This is a genomic window from Mycobacterium sp. IDUB_24, from assembly GCF_055419385.1.
Genome location: NZ_JBVAXO010000006.1, coordinates 248590 through 264424 on the forward strand (window position 1 = coordinate 248590; position 15835 = coordinate 264424).

16 protein-coding genes are annotated in these 15835 nt (G+C 65.4%); 10 read left to right on the plus strand and 6 right to left on the minus strand.

Going from position 1 to position 15835, the window contains the following annotated elements:
• Positions 1-436 precede the first annotated feature (436 nt).
• From purU to ACZYZF_RS21525, 4 genes are all read left to right on the plus strand, one after another.
• Positions 437-1327, plus strand: coding sequence for a formyltetrahydrofolate deformylase (purU, locus tag ACZYZF_RS21510; protein ID WP_463744415.1), 891 nt, complete (start codon positions 437-439; stop codon positions 1325-1327).
• A 22-nt stretch (positions 1328-1349) separates the two neighbouring features.
• On the plus strand, positions 1350-1802 hold the full coding sequence (locus ACZYZF_RS21515; protein ID WP_463744414.1) for a MaoC family dehydratase: 453 nt from the start codon (positions 1350-1352) through the stop codon (positions 1800-1802).
• A gap of 165 nt (positions 1803-1967) precedes the next feature.
• Positions 1968-3320: a flavin-containing monooxygenase gene (locus ACZYZF_RS21520; RefSeq protein WP_463836770.1), complete on the plus strand. Its 1353-nt coding sequence runs from the start codon at positions 1968-1970 to the stop codon at positions 3318-3320.
• Positions 3317-4231 (plus strand): alpha/beta hydrolase, encoded by a 915-nt coding sequence (locus ACZYZF_RS21525; protein ID WP_463836771.1) that lies wholly within the window; start codon positions 3317-3319, stop codon positions 4229-4231. Before ACZYZF_RS21520 ends, ACZYZF_RS21525 begins: the two co-directional genes overlap by 4 nt.
• A 13-nt stretch (positions 4232-4244) precedes the next feature.
• On the opposite strand, the gene ACZYZF_RS21530 is transcribed toward ACZYZF_RS21525, so the two are convergent.
• From ACZYZF_RS21530 to ACZYZF_RS21540, 3 genes are read right to left on the minus strand one after another with little or no spacing between them, the layout of a single operon-like run.
• Positions 4245-5735: a class I adenylate-forming enzyme family protein gene (locus ACZYZF_RS21530; RefSeq protein ID WP_463836772.1), complete on the minus strand. Its 1491-nt coding sequence runs from the start codon at positions 5733-5735 to the stop codon at positions 4245-4247.
• 6 nt (positions 5736-5741) lie between these two features.
• Entirely contained in the window at positions 5742-6563 is an 822-nt protein-coding gene (locus ACZYZF_RS21535; protein ID WP_463836773.1) for a mycofactocin-coupled SDR family oxidoreductase, read from the minus strand.
• A 25-nt stretch (positions 6564-6588) separates the two neighbouring features.
• Positions 6589-7770 carry an acyl-CoA dehydrogenase family protein gene (locus ACZYZF_RS21540; protein ID WP_463744404.1) on the minus strand — a complete coding sequence of 394 codons (1182 nt, stop codon included), beginning with the start codon at positions 7768-7770 and terminating at the stop codon, positions 6589-6591.
• Positions 7771-7836: 66 nt separating this feature from the next.
• On the opposite strand from ACZYZF_RS21540, the gene fabG reads away from it, so the two are divergent.
• The 5 genes from fabG to ACZYZF_RS21565 are packed head-to-tail and all read left to right on the plus strand — an operon-like array spanning position 7837 to position 12940.
• Positions 7837-8625, plus strand: coding sequence for a 3-oxoacyl-ACP reductase FabG (gene fabG / locus ACZYZF_RS21545; RefSeq protein WP_463744403.1), 789 nt, complete (start codon positions 7837-7839; stop codon positions 8623-8625).
• A complete protein-coding gene (locus ACZYZF_RS21550; RefSeq protein ID WP_463744402.1) occupies positions 8622-9842 on the plus strand; it encodes an acetyl-CoA C-acetyltransferase in 1221 nt (406 codons plus the stop codon). Before fabG ends, ACZYZF_RS21550 begins: the two co-directional genes overlap by 4 nt.
• Complete coding sequence (locus ACZYZF_RS21555; RefSeq protein ID WP_463744401.1) at positions 9839-11032, plus strand: acyl-CoA dehydrogenase family protein; 1194 nt, start codon at positions 9839-9841, stop codon at positions 11030-11032. Before ACZYZF_RS21550 ends, ACZYZF_RS21555 begins: the two co-directional genes overlap by 4 nt.
• Positions 11033-11035: 3 nt before the next feature.
• The gene (locus tag ACZYZF_RS21560) at positions 11036-11704 is read left to right on the plus strand and encodes a GntR family transcriptional regulator (protein ID WP_463744400.1); all 669 of its coding nucleotides are present in this window, start codon (positions 11036-11038) and stop codon (positions 11702-11704) included.
• Positions 11705-11752: 48 nt separating this feature from the next.
• Positions 11753-12940: a CaiB/BaiF CoA transferase family protein gene (locus ACZYZF_RS21565; protein WP_463836774.1), complete on the plus strand. Its 1188-nt coding sequence runs from the start codon at positions 11753-11755 to the stop codon at positions 12938-12940.
• Here ACZYZF_RS21565 and ACZYZF_RS21570 read toward each other — a convergent pair.
• A complete protein-coding gene (locus tag ACZYZF_RS21570; RefSeq protein ID WP_463836775.1) occupies positions 12937-13419 on the minus strand; it encodes a nuclear transport factor 2 family protein in 483 nt (160 codons plus the stop codon). The genes ACZYZF_RS21565 and ACZYZF_RS21570 overlap by 4 nt on opposite strands.
• Positions 13416-14243 (minus strand): SDR family NAD(P)-dependent oxidoreductase, encoded by an 828-nt coding sequence (locus ACZYZF_RS21575; protein WP_463836776.1) that lies wholly within the window; start codon positions 14241-14243, stop codon positions 13416-13418. The genes ACZYZF_RS21570 and ACZYZF_RS21575 overlap by 4 nt, the downstream gene beginning before the upstream one ends.
• Before the next feature lie 68 nt (positions 14244-14311).
• On the opposite strand from ACZYZF_RS21575, the gene ACZYZF_RS21580 reads away from it, so the two are divergent.
• A complete protein-coding gene (locus ACZYZF_RS21580; protein WP_463836777.1) occupies positions 14312-14908 on the plus strand; it encodes a TetR/AcrR family transcriptional regulator in 597 nt (198 codons plus the stop codon).
• Positions 14909-14975: 67 nt separating this feature from the next.
• Here the strand turns inward: ACZYZF_RS21580 and ACZYZF_RS21585 are convergent, their stop codons facing one another.
• Positions 14976-15803 (minus strand): TIGR03619 family F420-dependent LLM class oxidoreductase, encoded by an 828-nt coding sequence (locus ACZYZF_RS21585; protein ID WP_463836778.1) that lies wholly within the window; start codon positions 15801-15803, stop codon positions 14976-14978.
• Positions 15804-15835 lie beyond the last annotated feature (32 nt).

Genomic DNA, 15835 nt, shown 5'->3' on the forward strand with positions numbered 1-15835 from the left:
CCGTTCCTTCCGGCTGGACGGCTGATTTTGGTGTGCGGCGAGGTGTTGCGAATACGTCTGATGAGTATTGCGCCGCCTCGCAGTGGAATTCCAGCGAGCCGAGAAATCTTGTCTGGTCGTGGGATGAATTCGGCCGGGGCATCACCGATTTACTCACCGGTACATGCAAATTTGGCAAATTCGATAGTCGCTATTTATGCCGAATATCGCCGTTGATCGCGAGTCTGGCAAAAATTTTCAATTGACGTAGGTGTCGAATGGGTGTTCCTCGGGCGGCGGCGCAGACTTTTGCTGTGACGGTTCTCAGCCAGCCCTTAGTGGGATTGTGCATCGCGGTGAATGGCGGTCGACTTGGCGAGGTGCCGGGCCTTTCGGATCGGCTGCGCATTGGCGGGTTGTGTGTCGCCGGGGGAGCCGAGATGAGATTCTGGTGTCGATGACACAGGAGTACCCGAAAACCACCGCCCTGCCGGCTCGCGATGTCGGCAGGCTGTTGTTGCGGTGCGGAGACCGGCCCGGCCTGGTTGCGGCGATCAGCGGCTTCCTCACCGGTGCCGGCGCGAACATCGTGTCGCTGGATCAGCACTCCACCGAGCAGACGGGTGGCACCTTCATCCAGCGCACGATTTTCCATCTGCCGGGCCTGGCCGCGGTGCGCGACGACCTCGAGCGTGATTTCAGGCAGCAGGTGGCCGAGCCGTTCGCAATGGACTTCCGTCTCACCGAGGCCTCCAAACCCAAGCGCGTGGCACTGATGGCTTCCCGTGAGGACCACTGCCTGCTGGATTTGTTGTGGCGCAACCGGCGCGGTGAACTCGACATGTCGGTGGTGATGGTCATCTCGAACCATCCCGACCTCGCCGATCAGGTCCGCGCTTTCGGAGTGCCGTTCCTCTACGTCCCGGCATCCCGCGAGAACCGGGCCGAATCCGAGCAGCGGCTGCTGGAGTTGTTGCGTGGCAACGTCGATCTGGTGGTGCTGGCTCGGTACATGCAGATCCTGACTCCCGAGTTCCTCGACGCCGTCGGCTGCCCGCTGATCAACATCCATCATTCATTCCTGCCGGCGTTCATCGGTGCGGCGCCGTACCGCAGGGCCAAGGAGCGCGGGGTCAAGTTGGTCGGCGCGACAGCGCATTACGTGACCGGCGATCTCGATGAAGGCCCGATCATCGAGCAGGACGTGGTTCGGGTGGACCACCGCCACTCCGTCGGTGACCTACAGCGACTGGGTGCCGATGTCGAACGGCTGGTGTTGTCGCGGGCGGTGCTATGGCACTGTGAGGACCGCGTAATCCGGTTCGGGAATCAGACCGTAGTCTTCTGACCACGGTTCGGGAGGAGTGAGCGTGAAAGTCTTCAATGGTCTTGACGAGTTCGTGGCGGCAGCGGGCAGCGAGCTCGGCCCGACCGACTGGATGGAGATCACCCAGGATCGGGTGAATCTGTTCGCCGACGCGACCGATGACCATCAGTGGATTCACGTCGATCCCGAGAAGGCGGCCGGTGGACCGTTCGGCGGCACCATCGCGCACGGTCTGTTGACGCTGTCGTTGTTGCCGCACTTCACTCATCAGCTGTATCGCGTCGACAATGTGAAGTTGGCGGTCAACTACGGCTACAACAAGGTTCGGTTCATCACGCCGGTGCGCGTCGGGGCCAACGTGCGGGCGCGTGCGGCGATCGCCGACGTCGCGCAACTCGACGGCGCGGTGCAGGCCACCATGACGGTGACGGTCGAGATCGAGGGTTCGGACAAGCCCGCTGCGGTCGCCGAGTCGATCGTCCGCTTCATCGGCTGAGTTTCCCGCCAGGTTTCTCCGCCAGCAGACACAAAACTGCCCTCAAACGCGGGTTTGAAGGCAGGTTTGTGTCTGCTCGTGTGTTTCTGACAGTTGTCAGAATTCATTGACGCTCGTCAAAGTGCGCTGCTAGTGTTCTGCATCACAATGTGAAGGAGCACTGTTTTGCAGCGTTCACTGCCGCGGACCGCGATCATCGGCGCGGGCATCAGCGGGCTCACCGCCGGAAAGATGCTCAAGGACTACCGGGTTCCGTACACCACGTTCGAGGCATCGGACCGCATCGGTGGGAACTGGGCCTTCGGCAATCCCAACGGACACAGCAGCGCATACCGCTCACTGCACATAGACACCAGCAAGCATCGGTTGTCGTTCAAGGACTTTCCGGTCCCTGAGCACTTCCCGTCGTTCCCGCACCACTCCGACATCAAGGCTTACCTGGATGCCTACGCGAATGCCTTCGGGCTGTTGGAGAACATCGAGTTCAACAACGGGGTGGTGCGTGCGAGCCGGGTCGACGGGGGCGGTTGGGAGATCGAAGATCAGGCCGGGGCCCGCCGCGAGTTCGATCTCCTCGTCGTCGCCAACGGCCACCATTGGGATCCCCGGCTGCCCGAGTTCCCCGGGACGTTCACCGGTGAACAGATCCACTCGCACCACTACATCGACCCGAAGGAACCGCTGGAGCTGACCGGCAAGCGGATCCTCGTGGTGGGCATCGGCAACAGTGCGGCCGACATCACCGTCGAGTTGTCATCGAAATCTCTGCAGAACCACGTGACGATGTCCACCCGATCGAGCGCTTGGATCGTGCCGAAATACATTGCGGGACAACCAGGTGACAAATACTTCCGCACCAATCCCTATATTCCCTTGTCTTGGCAGCGCAAGATGGTCCAGTTGATCGGACCGATGCTCGGCACCGATCCCACCATGTACGGGCTGCCGGCTCCGAACCACAAGCTGTTCGAAGCGCACCCGACGCAGTCGGTCGAGCTGCCGCTGCGGCTCGGATCGGGTGATGTCGTTCCGAAGCCAAACGTGTCCCGTTTGGACGGTGACACTGTGCATTTCGAGGACGGCACCAGCGACGTCTTCGATGCGATCGTGTACGCGACGGGCTACAACATCACCTTCCCGTTCTTCGACGCCGAGGTCGTCAGTGCACCCGGCAACCACATCCGGCTCTACAAGCGGATGTTCAAGCCAGGCATCGATGATCTGGTATTCATGGGTTTCGCCCAGGCGATTCCGACCTTGTTCCCGTTCGTGGAATGCCAGTCGCGGTTGTTGGCGGCCTACGCGGTCGGACGGTACGGCCTGCCACCGGTGGCGGAGATGGAGCGGGTGATCGATGCCGATCAGCAGCTGCACGGCGGACACTGCACCGATCGGCCCCGGCACACCCAGCAAGTGGACTACTTCTACTACGAGCACGACATCCGGGTGCGGGAGCTACCCGCTGGGGCCAAGCGCGCCGCCGACGGTGCCGGCCTCACTGTGGGAGTGACGGCGTGACTCACACCGACGTCACGTTCTACTCGGCCGGTGACCGGTGCAGCGCGTGGCATTTCCCCGCCGCAACCGATGACTTCGCCGGTCGGGAGGGCCGTCCGGTGGTGGTGATGGCGCACGGGTTCGGCGGCACCGTCGACTCGGGCCTGCAGCCTTTCGCCGAGCGCTTCAGCGTGGCCGGTCTGGACGTGGTGGCCTTCGACTACCGCGGGTTCGGCGCATCGGATGGGCAACCGCGACAGAGTGTTTCGGTCGAGCGTCAGACGGCGGATTATGGTGCGGCCATCGCGGCCGCCCAACAACTGTCGGGTGTGGACCGTCGGCGGGTGGTGCTGTGGGGATCGTCGTTCTCGGGCAGCCACGTCCTACGGGTGGCAGCACAGTGCGCCGATGTGGCTGCGGTGATCGGCATGACTCCGTTGACGAGTGGGCTGGCCGCCAGTCGGGCGGCGGTGGCGCACCGCGATGTCGCCTCGGCATTGCGCTGGACCCTGGCGGGCGTGAAGAGTCGTGTGGCTGTGGCGGCGGGCCGAGCGCCGACGTTGATGCCGCTGGCGGCCAAGCCGGGGGAGGCCGGCGCGCTGGCCCTCGACGGGGCATACGACAGCTACACCGCGATCGCCGGTCCGACGTGGCGCAACGAAGTCGATTCGGCCATCGGGATGGAGCTGGTGCAGATCCGCACCGGGGCAGCTGCCAAGGCCCTGAAATGCCCTGTGTTGATTCAGGTTGCCGACTTCGACCGGTTCGTACCGGCGAACTCGGTGATGAAGACGGCCGTGCAGGCCAGGGCCCAGGTCCATCACTACCCTTGCGATCACTTCGACGTGTGGCCGGGTCACGACTGGTTCGACACCGCCGTCCAGGACCAGGTGAGGTTCCTGGCCCGGACGCTGCGATCGGCGGACATCTGAGCGCGGGGAGAAATTACGGGCGGTACAGCGCCGCGACGTCTCCCGGACGCACCTTGAGGGCGGCATTGCGGGGGAGTGCGTCGACGACTGCCACGGCCACCGGCACGTGATGGCTCGGCAACGTCTCGCGCACCAGGTTCTTCAATTCGGCCTCGGTGGGCGTGGCAGCATCTCGTCGTAGCTCGACCGCAGCGAAGGGAACCTCACCGAGCCGGGAATCCGGGACTCCGACGACGCAGGCGTCGAGCACACTGGGATGTGAGATCAATACCCGTCGAACGGTTTCTGGCAGGATCTTGAAGCCACCGCGGTTGATCGCGCCGTCGCCGCGTCCGTGCAGGGTGACGAACCCGTCCTCGTCCATCGAGGCCAGGTCGGTGGTACGTACCCAGTCCGGTCCGATGACCGCGACGCTGGCTTCGAGCAGTCCGATACTTCCGGCCGGCATCTCGGCTGCGGTGTCGGGGTCGACGATGCGGACGCGCACACCGGGCAGGGGCCGCCCGACGCTGTCGGGTTTGTCCGCGCCGTACCGGCGGTACAACTCAGGGGTCCAGCTGCACACCGATCCGGCGAATTCTGTTGCCCCGTAGGCCCATAGCAGCGGGATGCCGTAGCGGCCCTCGAACTCGGCCCGCAGTTCCGGCTCCAACGGCCCGGAGCCTCCCGAGAGTCCCTCCAGCGACGCCAGGTCCTCGGGACGGACTTCGGCCTGCAGCAGCATCCGCAGGATCGCGGGTTGCACTCCGGCCTGGGTGATCCGATGCGTCTTGATCGCCTGGACCCACTCGGTGACGCTGAACTTCTCCAGCAGCACCATGCGTTTGCCCGCGCACGGCGCGGCCAGTAGTTGGCAGACACCGATGCTGCCGAACGGCCAGTACACCAGCGCGGGCGGCGTGTCCGCACCGACCACCTCGGTGCCGGCACCGATCGTCATACTCAGGACGGTGTGCTCAAGCACATTGGTGGCGACCGGGATTCGCTTGGGAGGGCCGGTGGTGCCACTGGTCAGGATGTGCAGACCGGACTGCTCCAGCATCGGGTCGTGCCGGCCGCCTGCTAGCCGTGATGCCGTCACGCCGACCCGGAGCGGGTCGGCCGACAACACGAGACCGGCCGAACCGGACGACGCTACCGCGCCACGCAGCTCGGGTGTCCAGTCATCGATGTCGGCGATGATCGCCGGCAACGCGAGGTTTTCGACGTCGCGGGCGATCGCGGTGGCGGATTGGTACGAGTAGATCATCACCACCGGGCGTCGTGCCGCGATGAACCCCAGGATCGTCGCGGCATGCGCCACCCGATTGCGTACCACGATGCCGATCGGCTCGCCGGGCCCGACGCCTGCGTCCTGCAGCGCGACAGAGACCTGCCCGATGAACCGGGTTATGTCGTTGCCCGAATACCAGTTTCGGGCGAACTCGATGAACGGCCGGTCGCCGTAGGCGTGCAGCCCGGCGGCCAGCGCGTCAGCGAAGTCCGTGCTTGTCGGGCTGGACATTCCGGCTCAGAACTGGGTGGAACCCAGGTCCACGGCCACCCGGCTGGCTGTGACATACCGTGACTCGTCGCTCGCCAGCCAGATCGCGGCATCGGCGATGTCCTCGGGTTCGGCGATGTAGTCGGGGAGGAACGGGGTGACCATCTGCATCAGGCCGGGGTTGGTGTCGTTGGCCCGGGTGAGCGCGGCCAGCATGTCACCGGTTCCCATCGGGGTATTGACCGCGCCCGGATGCAGGCTGTTCACCCGGATCTTGTGCTTACCCAGCTCGGCCGCGAACGCGCGGGCCATCCCGGCGACGGCGTGCTTGCTGGCCGTGTAGTGCACCATGAACGGCTGCATCTTGATACCGGCAGCCGAGCTGATCAGGATGATCGACCCGCCCCGTCCGCCGTCGATGATGTGCTGGGCGCCGGCCATCACCGTGTTCCAGGTGCCGGTGACGTTGATATCCATGACGTCCCGGAATGATTCGGGGGTGGTCTCGTTCCACGGCTCGGGCGCCGTGATACCCGCGTTGGCCACGATCACGTCGAGCCGGCCGAACTCGGCGACTCCTTTGCCGACGATTGTCCGTAACGCGTCGTGGTCGCGGGTGTCGGCGGCGGTGGCGATGATGCGCATGCCGGTCGCCTCTACCAATCGCACGGTTTCGGCCAGATCCTCAGGGGTGGCCGAGTCGTAGGGCACGCTCGGCGGTAGTGGCCCGGCGATGTCGACGGCGATGATGTCGGCGCCCTCTTTGGCCATCCGGATCGCGTGTGCGCGTCCCTGTCCACGGGCAGCGCCGGTGATGAACGCGACCTTTCCGGCCAGTCGCTCGGTCATGGATTCTCCTTGGGGGATAGGTTTTTCAGAGTTGACGTTGGGCGGCCTTGACCAGCCCGCCGCCGATGATGAGTCGCTGGATCTCGCTGGTGCCCTCGTAGAGACGCAGCAGCCGGACCTCCCGGTAGATGCGCTCGACGGGAACCTCCCGCATGTATCCGGTGCCGCCATGGATCTGCACGGCGAGATCGGCTACGTTGCCGGCCATTTCGGTGCAGAACAGCTTGGCGGCCGAGGGTGCGATGCGGCGGTCCTCGCCGGACACCCATTGGGCTGCAGCATCGCGGACCAGGGCGCGTCCGGCCATCACCCCGGTCTGCTGATCGGCGATCATCGCCTGCACCAGCTGAAAGCTGCCGATCGGTTGGCCACCCTGGGTTGCCGCGGCGGCATAGGCCACCGATTCGTCGAGTGCGCGCTGGGCGGACCCCACCGCGAGGGCCGCGATGTGTACTCGGCCCCGTGCCAGGGAAGTCATCGCGGCGCGGTAGCCCACGTCCACGCTTCCGCCGACAAGTGCGGCGTTCGGTACACGCACGTCGGTGAAGGCGACATCGGCGGTCCAGGCGCCCTCCTGGCCCATCTTGGCGTCCTTGACCCCGACCTCGACGCCGGCAGCGTCGGCTGGCACGAGGAACACAGCGATCCCCGCACCCTTCTCGTCGGCGGGGCGGGTGCGGGCGAACACCACGAAGAGGTTCGCCGTCGGTGCGTTCGTGATGAACCGCTTCTGGCCGTTGATTATCCAGTCGTCCCCGTCAGGAACTGCCTTGGTGCGCAGGCCCGCCGGGTTTGACCCGGCGCCGGGCTCGGTCAGTGCGAACGAGGCGACGACGTCGCCGGAGGCAATGCCCTCCAGCCACCGGGTCTTCTGCTCGTCGGTGCCGAACCCCACCAGTACCTGCCCGGCGATGCCGTTGTTGGTGCCGAACATCGACCGCAGTGCCAGCGAGGTGTAGCCGAATTCCATTGCCAGCTCGACATCTTGGGTCAGGTTGAGGCCCAGGCCGCCCCACTGCTGAGGAATCGCGTAACCGAACAACCCCATGTCCTTGGCCTGGCTGCGGAGATCGTCGGGCACCTTGTCGGTGGCCAGGATCTCGTTCTCGCGGGGCACCACAGCGGTCCGGATGAAGCTGCGGGTCTGCGCCAGGATCTCGGCGAAGTCCTCGTCGCTGACTTCTGTGGCGGCCGCGGTGCTGGTCACAGGTGAGCTCCATTTCGTCGCGCGGGATTCGCGGGGCTGATGAACTTCCAATATCGTATATGAAATATGATCTGGCTCAGACAGAGCCCCCACGGTCGAAAGTTAGGTGATCAGGTGTCGTTGCTGAGCGGTCAGACTGCAGTGGTGACTGGCGGTGCCCAAGGTCTGGGCCTGGCCATCGCGAAACGCTTCATCGACGAGGGCGCCCGGGTGGTGCTCGGCGACGTCAACCTTGAGGCGACCGAGGCGGCCGCGCAGGAGCTCGGCGGGCCCGACGTGGCGACCGCGGTCCGGTGCGATGTGACGTCGTCGGCTGAGGTCGAGGCCCTCGTCCAGGCCGCCGTCGAGCGATTCGGCGGGCTGGACATCATGGTCAACAACGCCGGCATCACCCGTGACGCGACGTTGCGAAAGATGACCGAGGATCAGTTCGACCAAGTCATCGCCGTTCACCTGAAGGGCACCTGGAACGGCACCAAATCGGCCGCGGCGATCATGCGGGAGAACAAGCGCGGTGCGATCGTGAACATGTCTTCGATCTCGGGCAAGGTCGGCCTGGTCGGTCAGACCAACTATTCGGCCGCCAAGGCCGGCATCGTCGGGATGACCAAGGCCTCGGCCAAGGAACTCGCACATCTCGGGGTGCGGGTCAACGCCATCCAGCCGGGACTGATCCGGTCGGCGATGACAGAGGCCATGCCGCAACGCATTTGGGACCAGAAGCTGGCCGAGATCCCGATGGCCCGAGCCGGTGAACCCGACGAGGTGGCCAAGGTCGCCCTGTTCCTGGCCAGCGACCTGTCGTCGTACATGACGGGCACCGTGCTCGAGGTGACCGGCGGTCGGCACGTATGAGCACCTGCGAGGCGGTCATCTGCGAGCCGGTCCGCACCCCGATCGGCCGCTACGGCGGCATGTTTGCGGGACTGACGGCCGTCGATCTCGGTGTGGTCGCGCTCAAAGGACTGTTGGAACGCACCGGTGTGGCGCCGGAACAGGTGCAGGACGTCATTCTCGGTCACTGCTATCCCAACAGCGAGGCCCCGGCCATCGGCCGGGTGGTTGCGCTCGACGCCGGCCTGCCGGTGACGGTTCCCGGCATGCAGGTGGACCGTCGCTGCGGTTCCGGGCTACAGGCCGTGATCCAGGCATGTCTGCAGGTGCGCAGCGGCGACAACGATCTGGTGGTGGCCGGCGGCGCCGAGAGCATGAGCAATGTCGCGTTCTACTCGACCGACATGCGGTGGGGTGGGGCCAGAAGTGGCGTGCAGATGCACGACGGGCTCGCGCGGGGACGCACTACCGCCGGTGGGCAGTTCTACCCGGTGCCCGGCGGAATGATGGAGACCGCCGAAAACCTACGCCGCGAATACGGGATCACCCGCGCCGAGCAGGACGAGCTCGCGGTGCGCTCGCATCGCAGCGCGGTGGCGGCCCAGCAGTCCGGGGTGCTGGCCGAGGAGATCATTCCCGTGACCGTGCGTGACCGGAACGGTGAGCGGATCGTCGAGATCGACGAGCATCCGCGAGCCGACACCACGGTCGAGACCCTGGCCAAACTCAAACCGGTTCTGCTCAAACAGGACCCAGAAGCCACCGTGACCGCCGGAAACTCCAGCGGACAGAACGATGCCGCATCCATGTGCATCGTCACCACCCCCGAGAAGGCTGCCGAGCTGGGTCTGCGGCCGCTGGTGCGGATGGTGTCGTGGGGCTCGGCGGGCGTCGCGCCCAACATCATGGGTATCGGGCCGGTGCCGGCCACCGAGGTCGCGCTGGCCAAGGCCGATCTGCAGCTGAGCGATATCGATCTGATCGAGCTCAACGAGGCATTCGCCGCCCAGGCGCTGGCCGTGATGAAGGAGTGGAAGTTCGGCGAGGCCGACTTGGAGCGCACCAACGTCCGGGGATCCGGGATCTCGCTGGGACATCCGGTCGGGGCGACCGGTGGGCGGATGCTCGCCACGCTGGCCCGGGAACTGGATCGGCGACAGGCCCGCTACGGGCTGGAGACCATGTGCATCGGGGGCGGACAGGGACTGGCCGCCGTGTTCGAAAGGGTGGCATCGTGACGAGACTTGCCCAGACCCTGGGGCTCAGCGAGTTCCAGACCGAGATCGTCTCCACGGTGCGGCAATTCGTCGACAAAGAGGTGATCCCGACTGCCCAGGAGCTGGAGCACTCCGACACCTACCCACAGGCCATCGTCGACCAGATGAAGGACATGGGCCTCTTCGGCCTGATGATCCCCGAAGAGTACGGCGGTCTCGGCGAGTCGCTGCTCACCTACGCGCTGTGCGTGGAGGAACTGGCCCGCGGCTGGATGAGCGTGTCCGGAGTGATCAATACCCACTTCATCGTCGCGTACATGATCCGGCAGCACGGCACCGACGCTCAGAAGCAGAAGTTCCTGCCGCGCATGGCTACTGGGGAGACACGAGGCGCGTTCTCGATGTCAGAGCCCGAGCTGGGTTCCGATGTGGCGGCGATTCGTACCAGGGCTAAGAACAATGGCGACGGGACGTACACGATCGACGGCCAGAAGATGTGGCTGACCAACGGCGGCAGTTCGACCCTGGTAGCCGCGCTGGTGCGCACCGACGAAGGCGCCGACAAACCGCATCGCAACCTGACCGCCTTCCTGGTCGAAAAGCCTTCCGGCTTCGGCGAGGTCGTCCCAGGGCTGACCATTCCGGGCAAGCTCGACAAGCTCGGTTACAAGGGCATCGACACCACCGAGCTGATATTCGACGGCTACCGCGCCAATGCCGACGACGTACTCGGCGGCGTCACCGGGCAGGGCTTCTTCCAGATGATGGACGGTGTCGAGGTCGGTCGGGTCAACGTCTCGGCGCGTGCCTGCGGTGTGGGCATCCGTGCCTTCGAGCTGGCGGTGCGCTACGCGCAGCAGCGGGAGGCCTTCGGCAAGCCGATCGCCGAGCACCAGGCGGTGGCGTTCCAATTGGCCGAGATGGCAACCAAAGTCGAGGCCGCGCATCTGATGATGGTCAACGCCGCCCGGCTCAAGGACTCCGGCGAACGCAACGACGTGGCTGCGGGCATGGCCAAATACCTGGCCAGCGAGTTCTGTTCGGAGGTCACCCAGCAGAGCTTCCGGATCCACGGCGGATACGGCTACTCCAAGGAGTACGAGATCGAGCGGCTGATGCGCGATGCACCGTTCCTGCTGATCGGTGAAGGCACCAGCGAGATCCAGAAGAACATCATCAGCAAGCGGCTGCTCTCCGACTATCGGGTCTGAGCCGTGTCCATACCCGACTTCGCCGCACGGCCACAGCTGGCCGAGGACGTGGCACGGCTGATCCGGCGGCGGATCTTCGACGGTACCTATCCGGCGGGCAAGTACATTCGGCTCGAACAGCTCGCTGCCGAGCTGGGGATCAGCGTGACGCCGGTGCGTGAAGCGTTGTTCGGCTTGCGTGCCGAAGGCCTGCTGACCCAACAACCCCGACGCGGGTTCCTGGTGCTGCCGGTCACCCGCCGCGACATCGACGACGTGGCCGGAGTGCAGGCGCATATCGGCGGGCAGTTGGCGTCGCGCGCCGCGGGCCAGATCTCCGACGGTCAACTCGACGAGCTCGACCGGATCCAGACGGAGCTGGAAGATGCCTATGCGCAAAATGATCACGACGCCGCGGTCCGGCTCAACCACGCGTTTCACCGGGGCGTCAACAGGGCGGCCGAATCGCCGAAGCTGGCGCAGTTGATGTCCCAGATCACCAGGTACGCACTCGAATCGGTGTACCCGACGGTCGAGGGCTGGCCCGAGCAGTCCACCCACGACCACCGCCGGATTCTGGCCGCGCTCAAGGTCCGTGACGGGGAGGCGGCCCGCGCCGCGATGGCCGAGCATCTGTGTGCGGCTTCCAAACCGCTCACCGATCACCTCGAGCGCCTGGGAGTGCTGGAGTAGCAAAGCGGAAGGACTCGCGGAAGGACTCGCGGAAGGAAAGGTGGGGCAATGCCAGGTGTTCTCGACGGGATACGGGTGCTCGACTACGGCCGATTCATCGCGGCACCGTGGTGCAGCGCGATCCTGGCCGACATGGGCGCGGACGTGCTGCGGGTGGAGAAACGTGAAGGCGGGGAGGACCGTTGGGTGCAGGCCGTCACCGAGGGCGGCGAGGGTGGCACGTTCCTGCAGTGCAACCGCAACAAGCGGTCACTCACGCTGGACTCCACCACGGCCGAGGGCGCCGAGATCACCCGGCGACTCGTCGCGCAGGCCGACATCGTGATCGCCAACATGCCGGCGGCCGGGATGCGGTCAAGCGGACTGGATTACGAGACGCTCAAGGCCGTCAAACCCGACATCATCCTGGCCAGCGCCACTGCGTACGGAGAGGGCGGTCCGTACAGCGAGAAGATCGGTTTCGACGGTGCCGGTCAGGTGATGTCAGGTGCGGTCTACCGGCAGGGCCTGCCGGAGCTACCGATCCGAACGGTGGTGCCCTATGCGGATTTCGGGACAGCGCTCACGTTGGCGATCGGCGTGATGATGGCGCTGTATCACCGCGACCGCACGGGTCAGGGGCAGCATGTCGAGAGCGCGCTGCTGCCCACCGCGCTGATGCTCTCGAACGCCTTCCTGATCGAGCGGGAACTCCTACAGGTAGACAAACCCCGGATGGGCAACAAGGGCGCTTCGGTGGCGCCGTGCGATCTCTACCGCACCGCCGACGATCAGTGGGTGTTGCTGCAGGTGGCCGGACAGCCCATGTTCAAGCGCTGGTGCCGACTGGTGGGCAGGGAAGAGCTGTTCGACGATCCCCGTTTCGCGAACGACGACATCCGCTGGACCAACGGTGACATCCTCAACGACATCATGGCCGATTGGTGTGCAGACAAGACCAAGGCGCAGGTGTTGGAACTTCTTGAGAAGGCGAAAATGCCTGCCGCGCCGTTGTATTCCCCGCAAGAAGTTCTCGACGATCCGCATGTGCAGGCCATGGGTTACCTGCAGCGCGTGCCGTTTCCGGGGGCGTCTCGCGATGTGCCGATCATCGAAACCCCGTTTCGGATGTCGGCAACGCCCGGCACGATCCGCCGACGGGCTCCGCTGTTGGGCGAGCACACCGACGAGGTGCTGGATGAGATCGGTTATGACGCGATGCAGATCGCGGATCTACGGGCGAACGCCATCGTCTAACCGAGCAACGCCCGCGCCTCGGGGCTTCCGTTCAGCACTCGGGTGGTGCGGTTCACGATCTGCCACCGGCCATCGATACGACGCAACTCGAAACGGTTTGCGCCGGCGCGTGCCACGATCCACTTCCCGTCCCGGTGGACCACCAGCAGTGACTCACACACCGCCTGCGCGGTGTCGCCGTCGAGTGTGACCCGGGCAGGCCCGAGAAAATGACAGGCGCCTCTGGCGATGAGCGTTCGATGCGCATCCGAGTTCACCATGGCCTCTACCTCGGCGCGGCTGCACATCTGCCAGGCTTCGACGTCGTAGCTGCCGTCCACGCTCCACAACGCCGCAACATCAGTGGCGGCTCCGGCGTCGACGAGCGGGCCGTAGGAGGCGATCAGCTGCGTCACCTCAACCTGGTCGCTGAGTATCTGCAGACGCTGTTCGAGGTCACGAAGCCGGGATTCGACGGGATCTCCTAGAGGTGACGTCACAGTGGGTTCGCCATCAGTCGGCGCATCAGCTTGTCGGTGCGCAGGATGGCGGCGGCGCGGTCTGGATCATTGTGGGCAAGAGCGACTTTCGCGTGCTGCGATACGACGTGCACGGGGCCGTGGCCGAGCGCGGCCAGACCTTCGGCAGCGACGTCATCAGGCTCGGACACCACCATTCCGGGGATGTCGAAGTTGAGCCCCACCCGGTCCATCGCCGGGGTGCGGGTCACCCCGAGGACGAGTTCGAGGACATCGACGTTGTTGTCCCGCAGTTCCAGCCACAGGCTTTCGGCGAAGATCCTGCCGAATGCCTTGACGCCGCCGTACACCGTGTGCCGGTTCGAGCCGAGGTATCCGGCCATCGACCCGACGAGCAGGATGCCCCCGCGGCGACGGCTGCGCATCTCCGCGCCGAAGTGATGGACCAAGGCCAGCGGGGTGGTGATGTTCAGGTCGATGACCCGTTGAAACGCGCCGAGGTCACCGTCGAGGAACTCTGCGCTGTGCGTGTTGGCGCCGGCGTTGTGGATGAGCAGGCCGACCTCGACGTCCGAAACTGCCTCGGCGACGGCGTCGGCCGAGGAGGGCTCCGAAAGGTCGACGCTGAGCGTACGAACCTCCACTCCGAGGGTGCGACCCAGTTGGGCTGCCTCCTCCAGCGGGCCTGCTTTGCGGGCGACGAGCAGCAGATTGATTCCGGCAGCGGCGAGTCGGAGCGCAAAGGACCTGCCGACACCTTCCGAGCCGCCGGTGATGACGGCCCACGGGCCGTACTTCTGAGCATCGAACGCCGTCACGTCGGGCTGGAAACCTTCTTCGATCACCTGTCTGTTGTAGCATCACTGCATACTGATTTCTAGAATCAATTCTAGTTTTGTGAGGAGATCGTCTCGTGCCGCGCATCGGAACGCCACGGGAGCCGGGGCAGGCCTCGACGCCGCGTCAACTGGCACGCAACGCTGCGATTTTGAGCGCGGCGGCCCGACTGGGGGCGTTGCACGGGCTGGAGCGCGTCCAGATGTCAGATATCGCCGCTGAGGCCGGCGTCGCGCTCGGCACGCTCTATCGCTATTACCCGACCAAGCACCACCTCTATGCAGCGGCGCTCGCCTCGTCCATCCAGGAGATGCCAGAACCCGCGGGTATCCCGGACGACCCGGTGGCGGCCGTAGGTGACTTCCTGGGTGAGGCTGCCGAGGCACTGCTGGCGCAGCCGCCGTTGGCCCGGGCAATGTTGGTTTCCGTCAACGCTATTCGGACTTCTGCGCACGCACCGGCCGATCTTTCCATGCGCGAGCGGATCCTGGCAGCGGCGGGGTTGGCCGAACCCACCGACGAGCATCATCGACTGGCGAGAATGGTTGAGCAGTGCATGTACGGGATCCTGACCTGGGCCACTGCGGGGCAGCTCGACGCGGAAAGTGCGGTCGCGGATGTGCGGTACGCATGTGAACTGCTACTGGCGCCGTGGAATGAACGGCGCCGCTAGAGCGCTCAACATTTCCCGTAGCGCGGCCGGGCACCGCATGTTGGGCGAGCACACGCGATCGTGTGAATCACAACGAGTCGCCGATCGATTGCAGCGCCGCGAGCTGATCACAGAAGTGTTCGGCATCGCGCGCCTGCACCGAGCAGTTGGCGATGGTGGCACCGACGTCGCGCAATCGGTTCAGCCGTGTGCGCACGGCATCCGGGGCGCCGAGTGGGTCCAGAGCCGCACCGGGGGAGAGAACGATGTCGAAGGTTGCGGGCAGGTCATGCGGCGCGAGGAACTCGGCGATGGTGTCGGGTGGCAGGCCGAAAGGCATCCAGCCGGTGCCGAGTTCGAGGGCGCGACGCAGCGAGCGTTTGGTGCGTCCACCTACCCAGACTGCGAGATCCGTCCTGGGCGCGTGGGGTTCGATGGCGAAGCCGTCGACCACCGGCCGGCCCCACGCGGCCCGTAGTTTGGCGATGTCGCGGTCGGCCGCGGCTCCGCGATCGGTCCACTGGGCGCCGAGCAGTTCGAATTCCTCGGTGAGTGACCCCACGCCGACGCCGAGAATCACGCGTCCACCGCTGAGCCGGTCCAGGGTCCCGTAGCTCTTGGCCAGCGCCACTGGATGGTGGTAGGGGAGTACCACCACCGCGGTGGTCAGGCGGATGCGTCGAGTCCGCGCGGCCAGGAAAGCCAAGGTGGCCAGCGGATCCCAATAGACCGTCCCGCGCACCGCGGCGGCCGCAGCCGGTATTCCCGTGTGCTCGGCACACGTCAGATGGTGAAAACCCAGGCTGTCTGCGGCCTCGGCGATCAACGCCAGCTCATCGGGGCCGGCCTCGGTCTCCCACGGTGAGAACTCGCCGGGGTGCTGCATCACGATGGGCGTGGATAATCCAAGTTTCATGGCGCTGCCTCCTTGGTATGGATCTTCGCAAA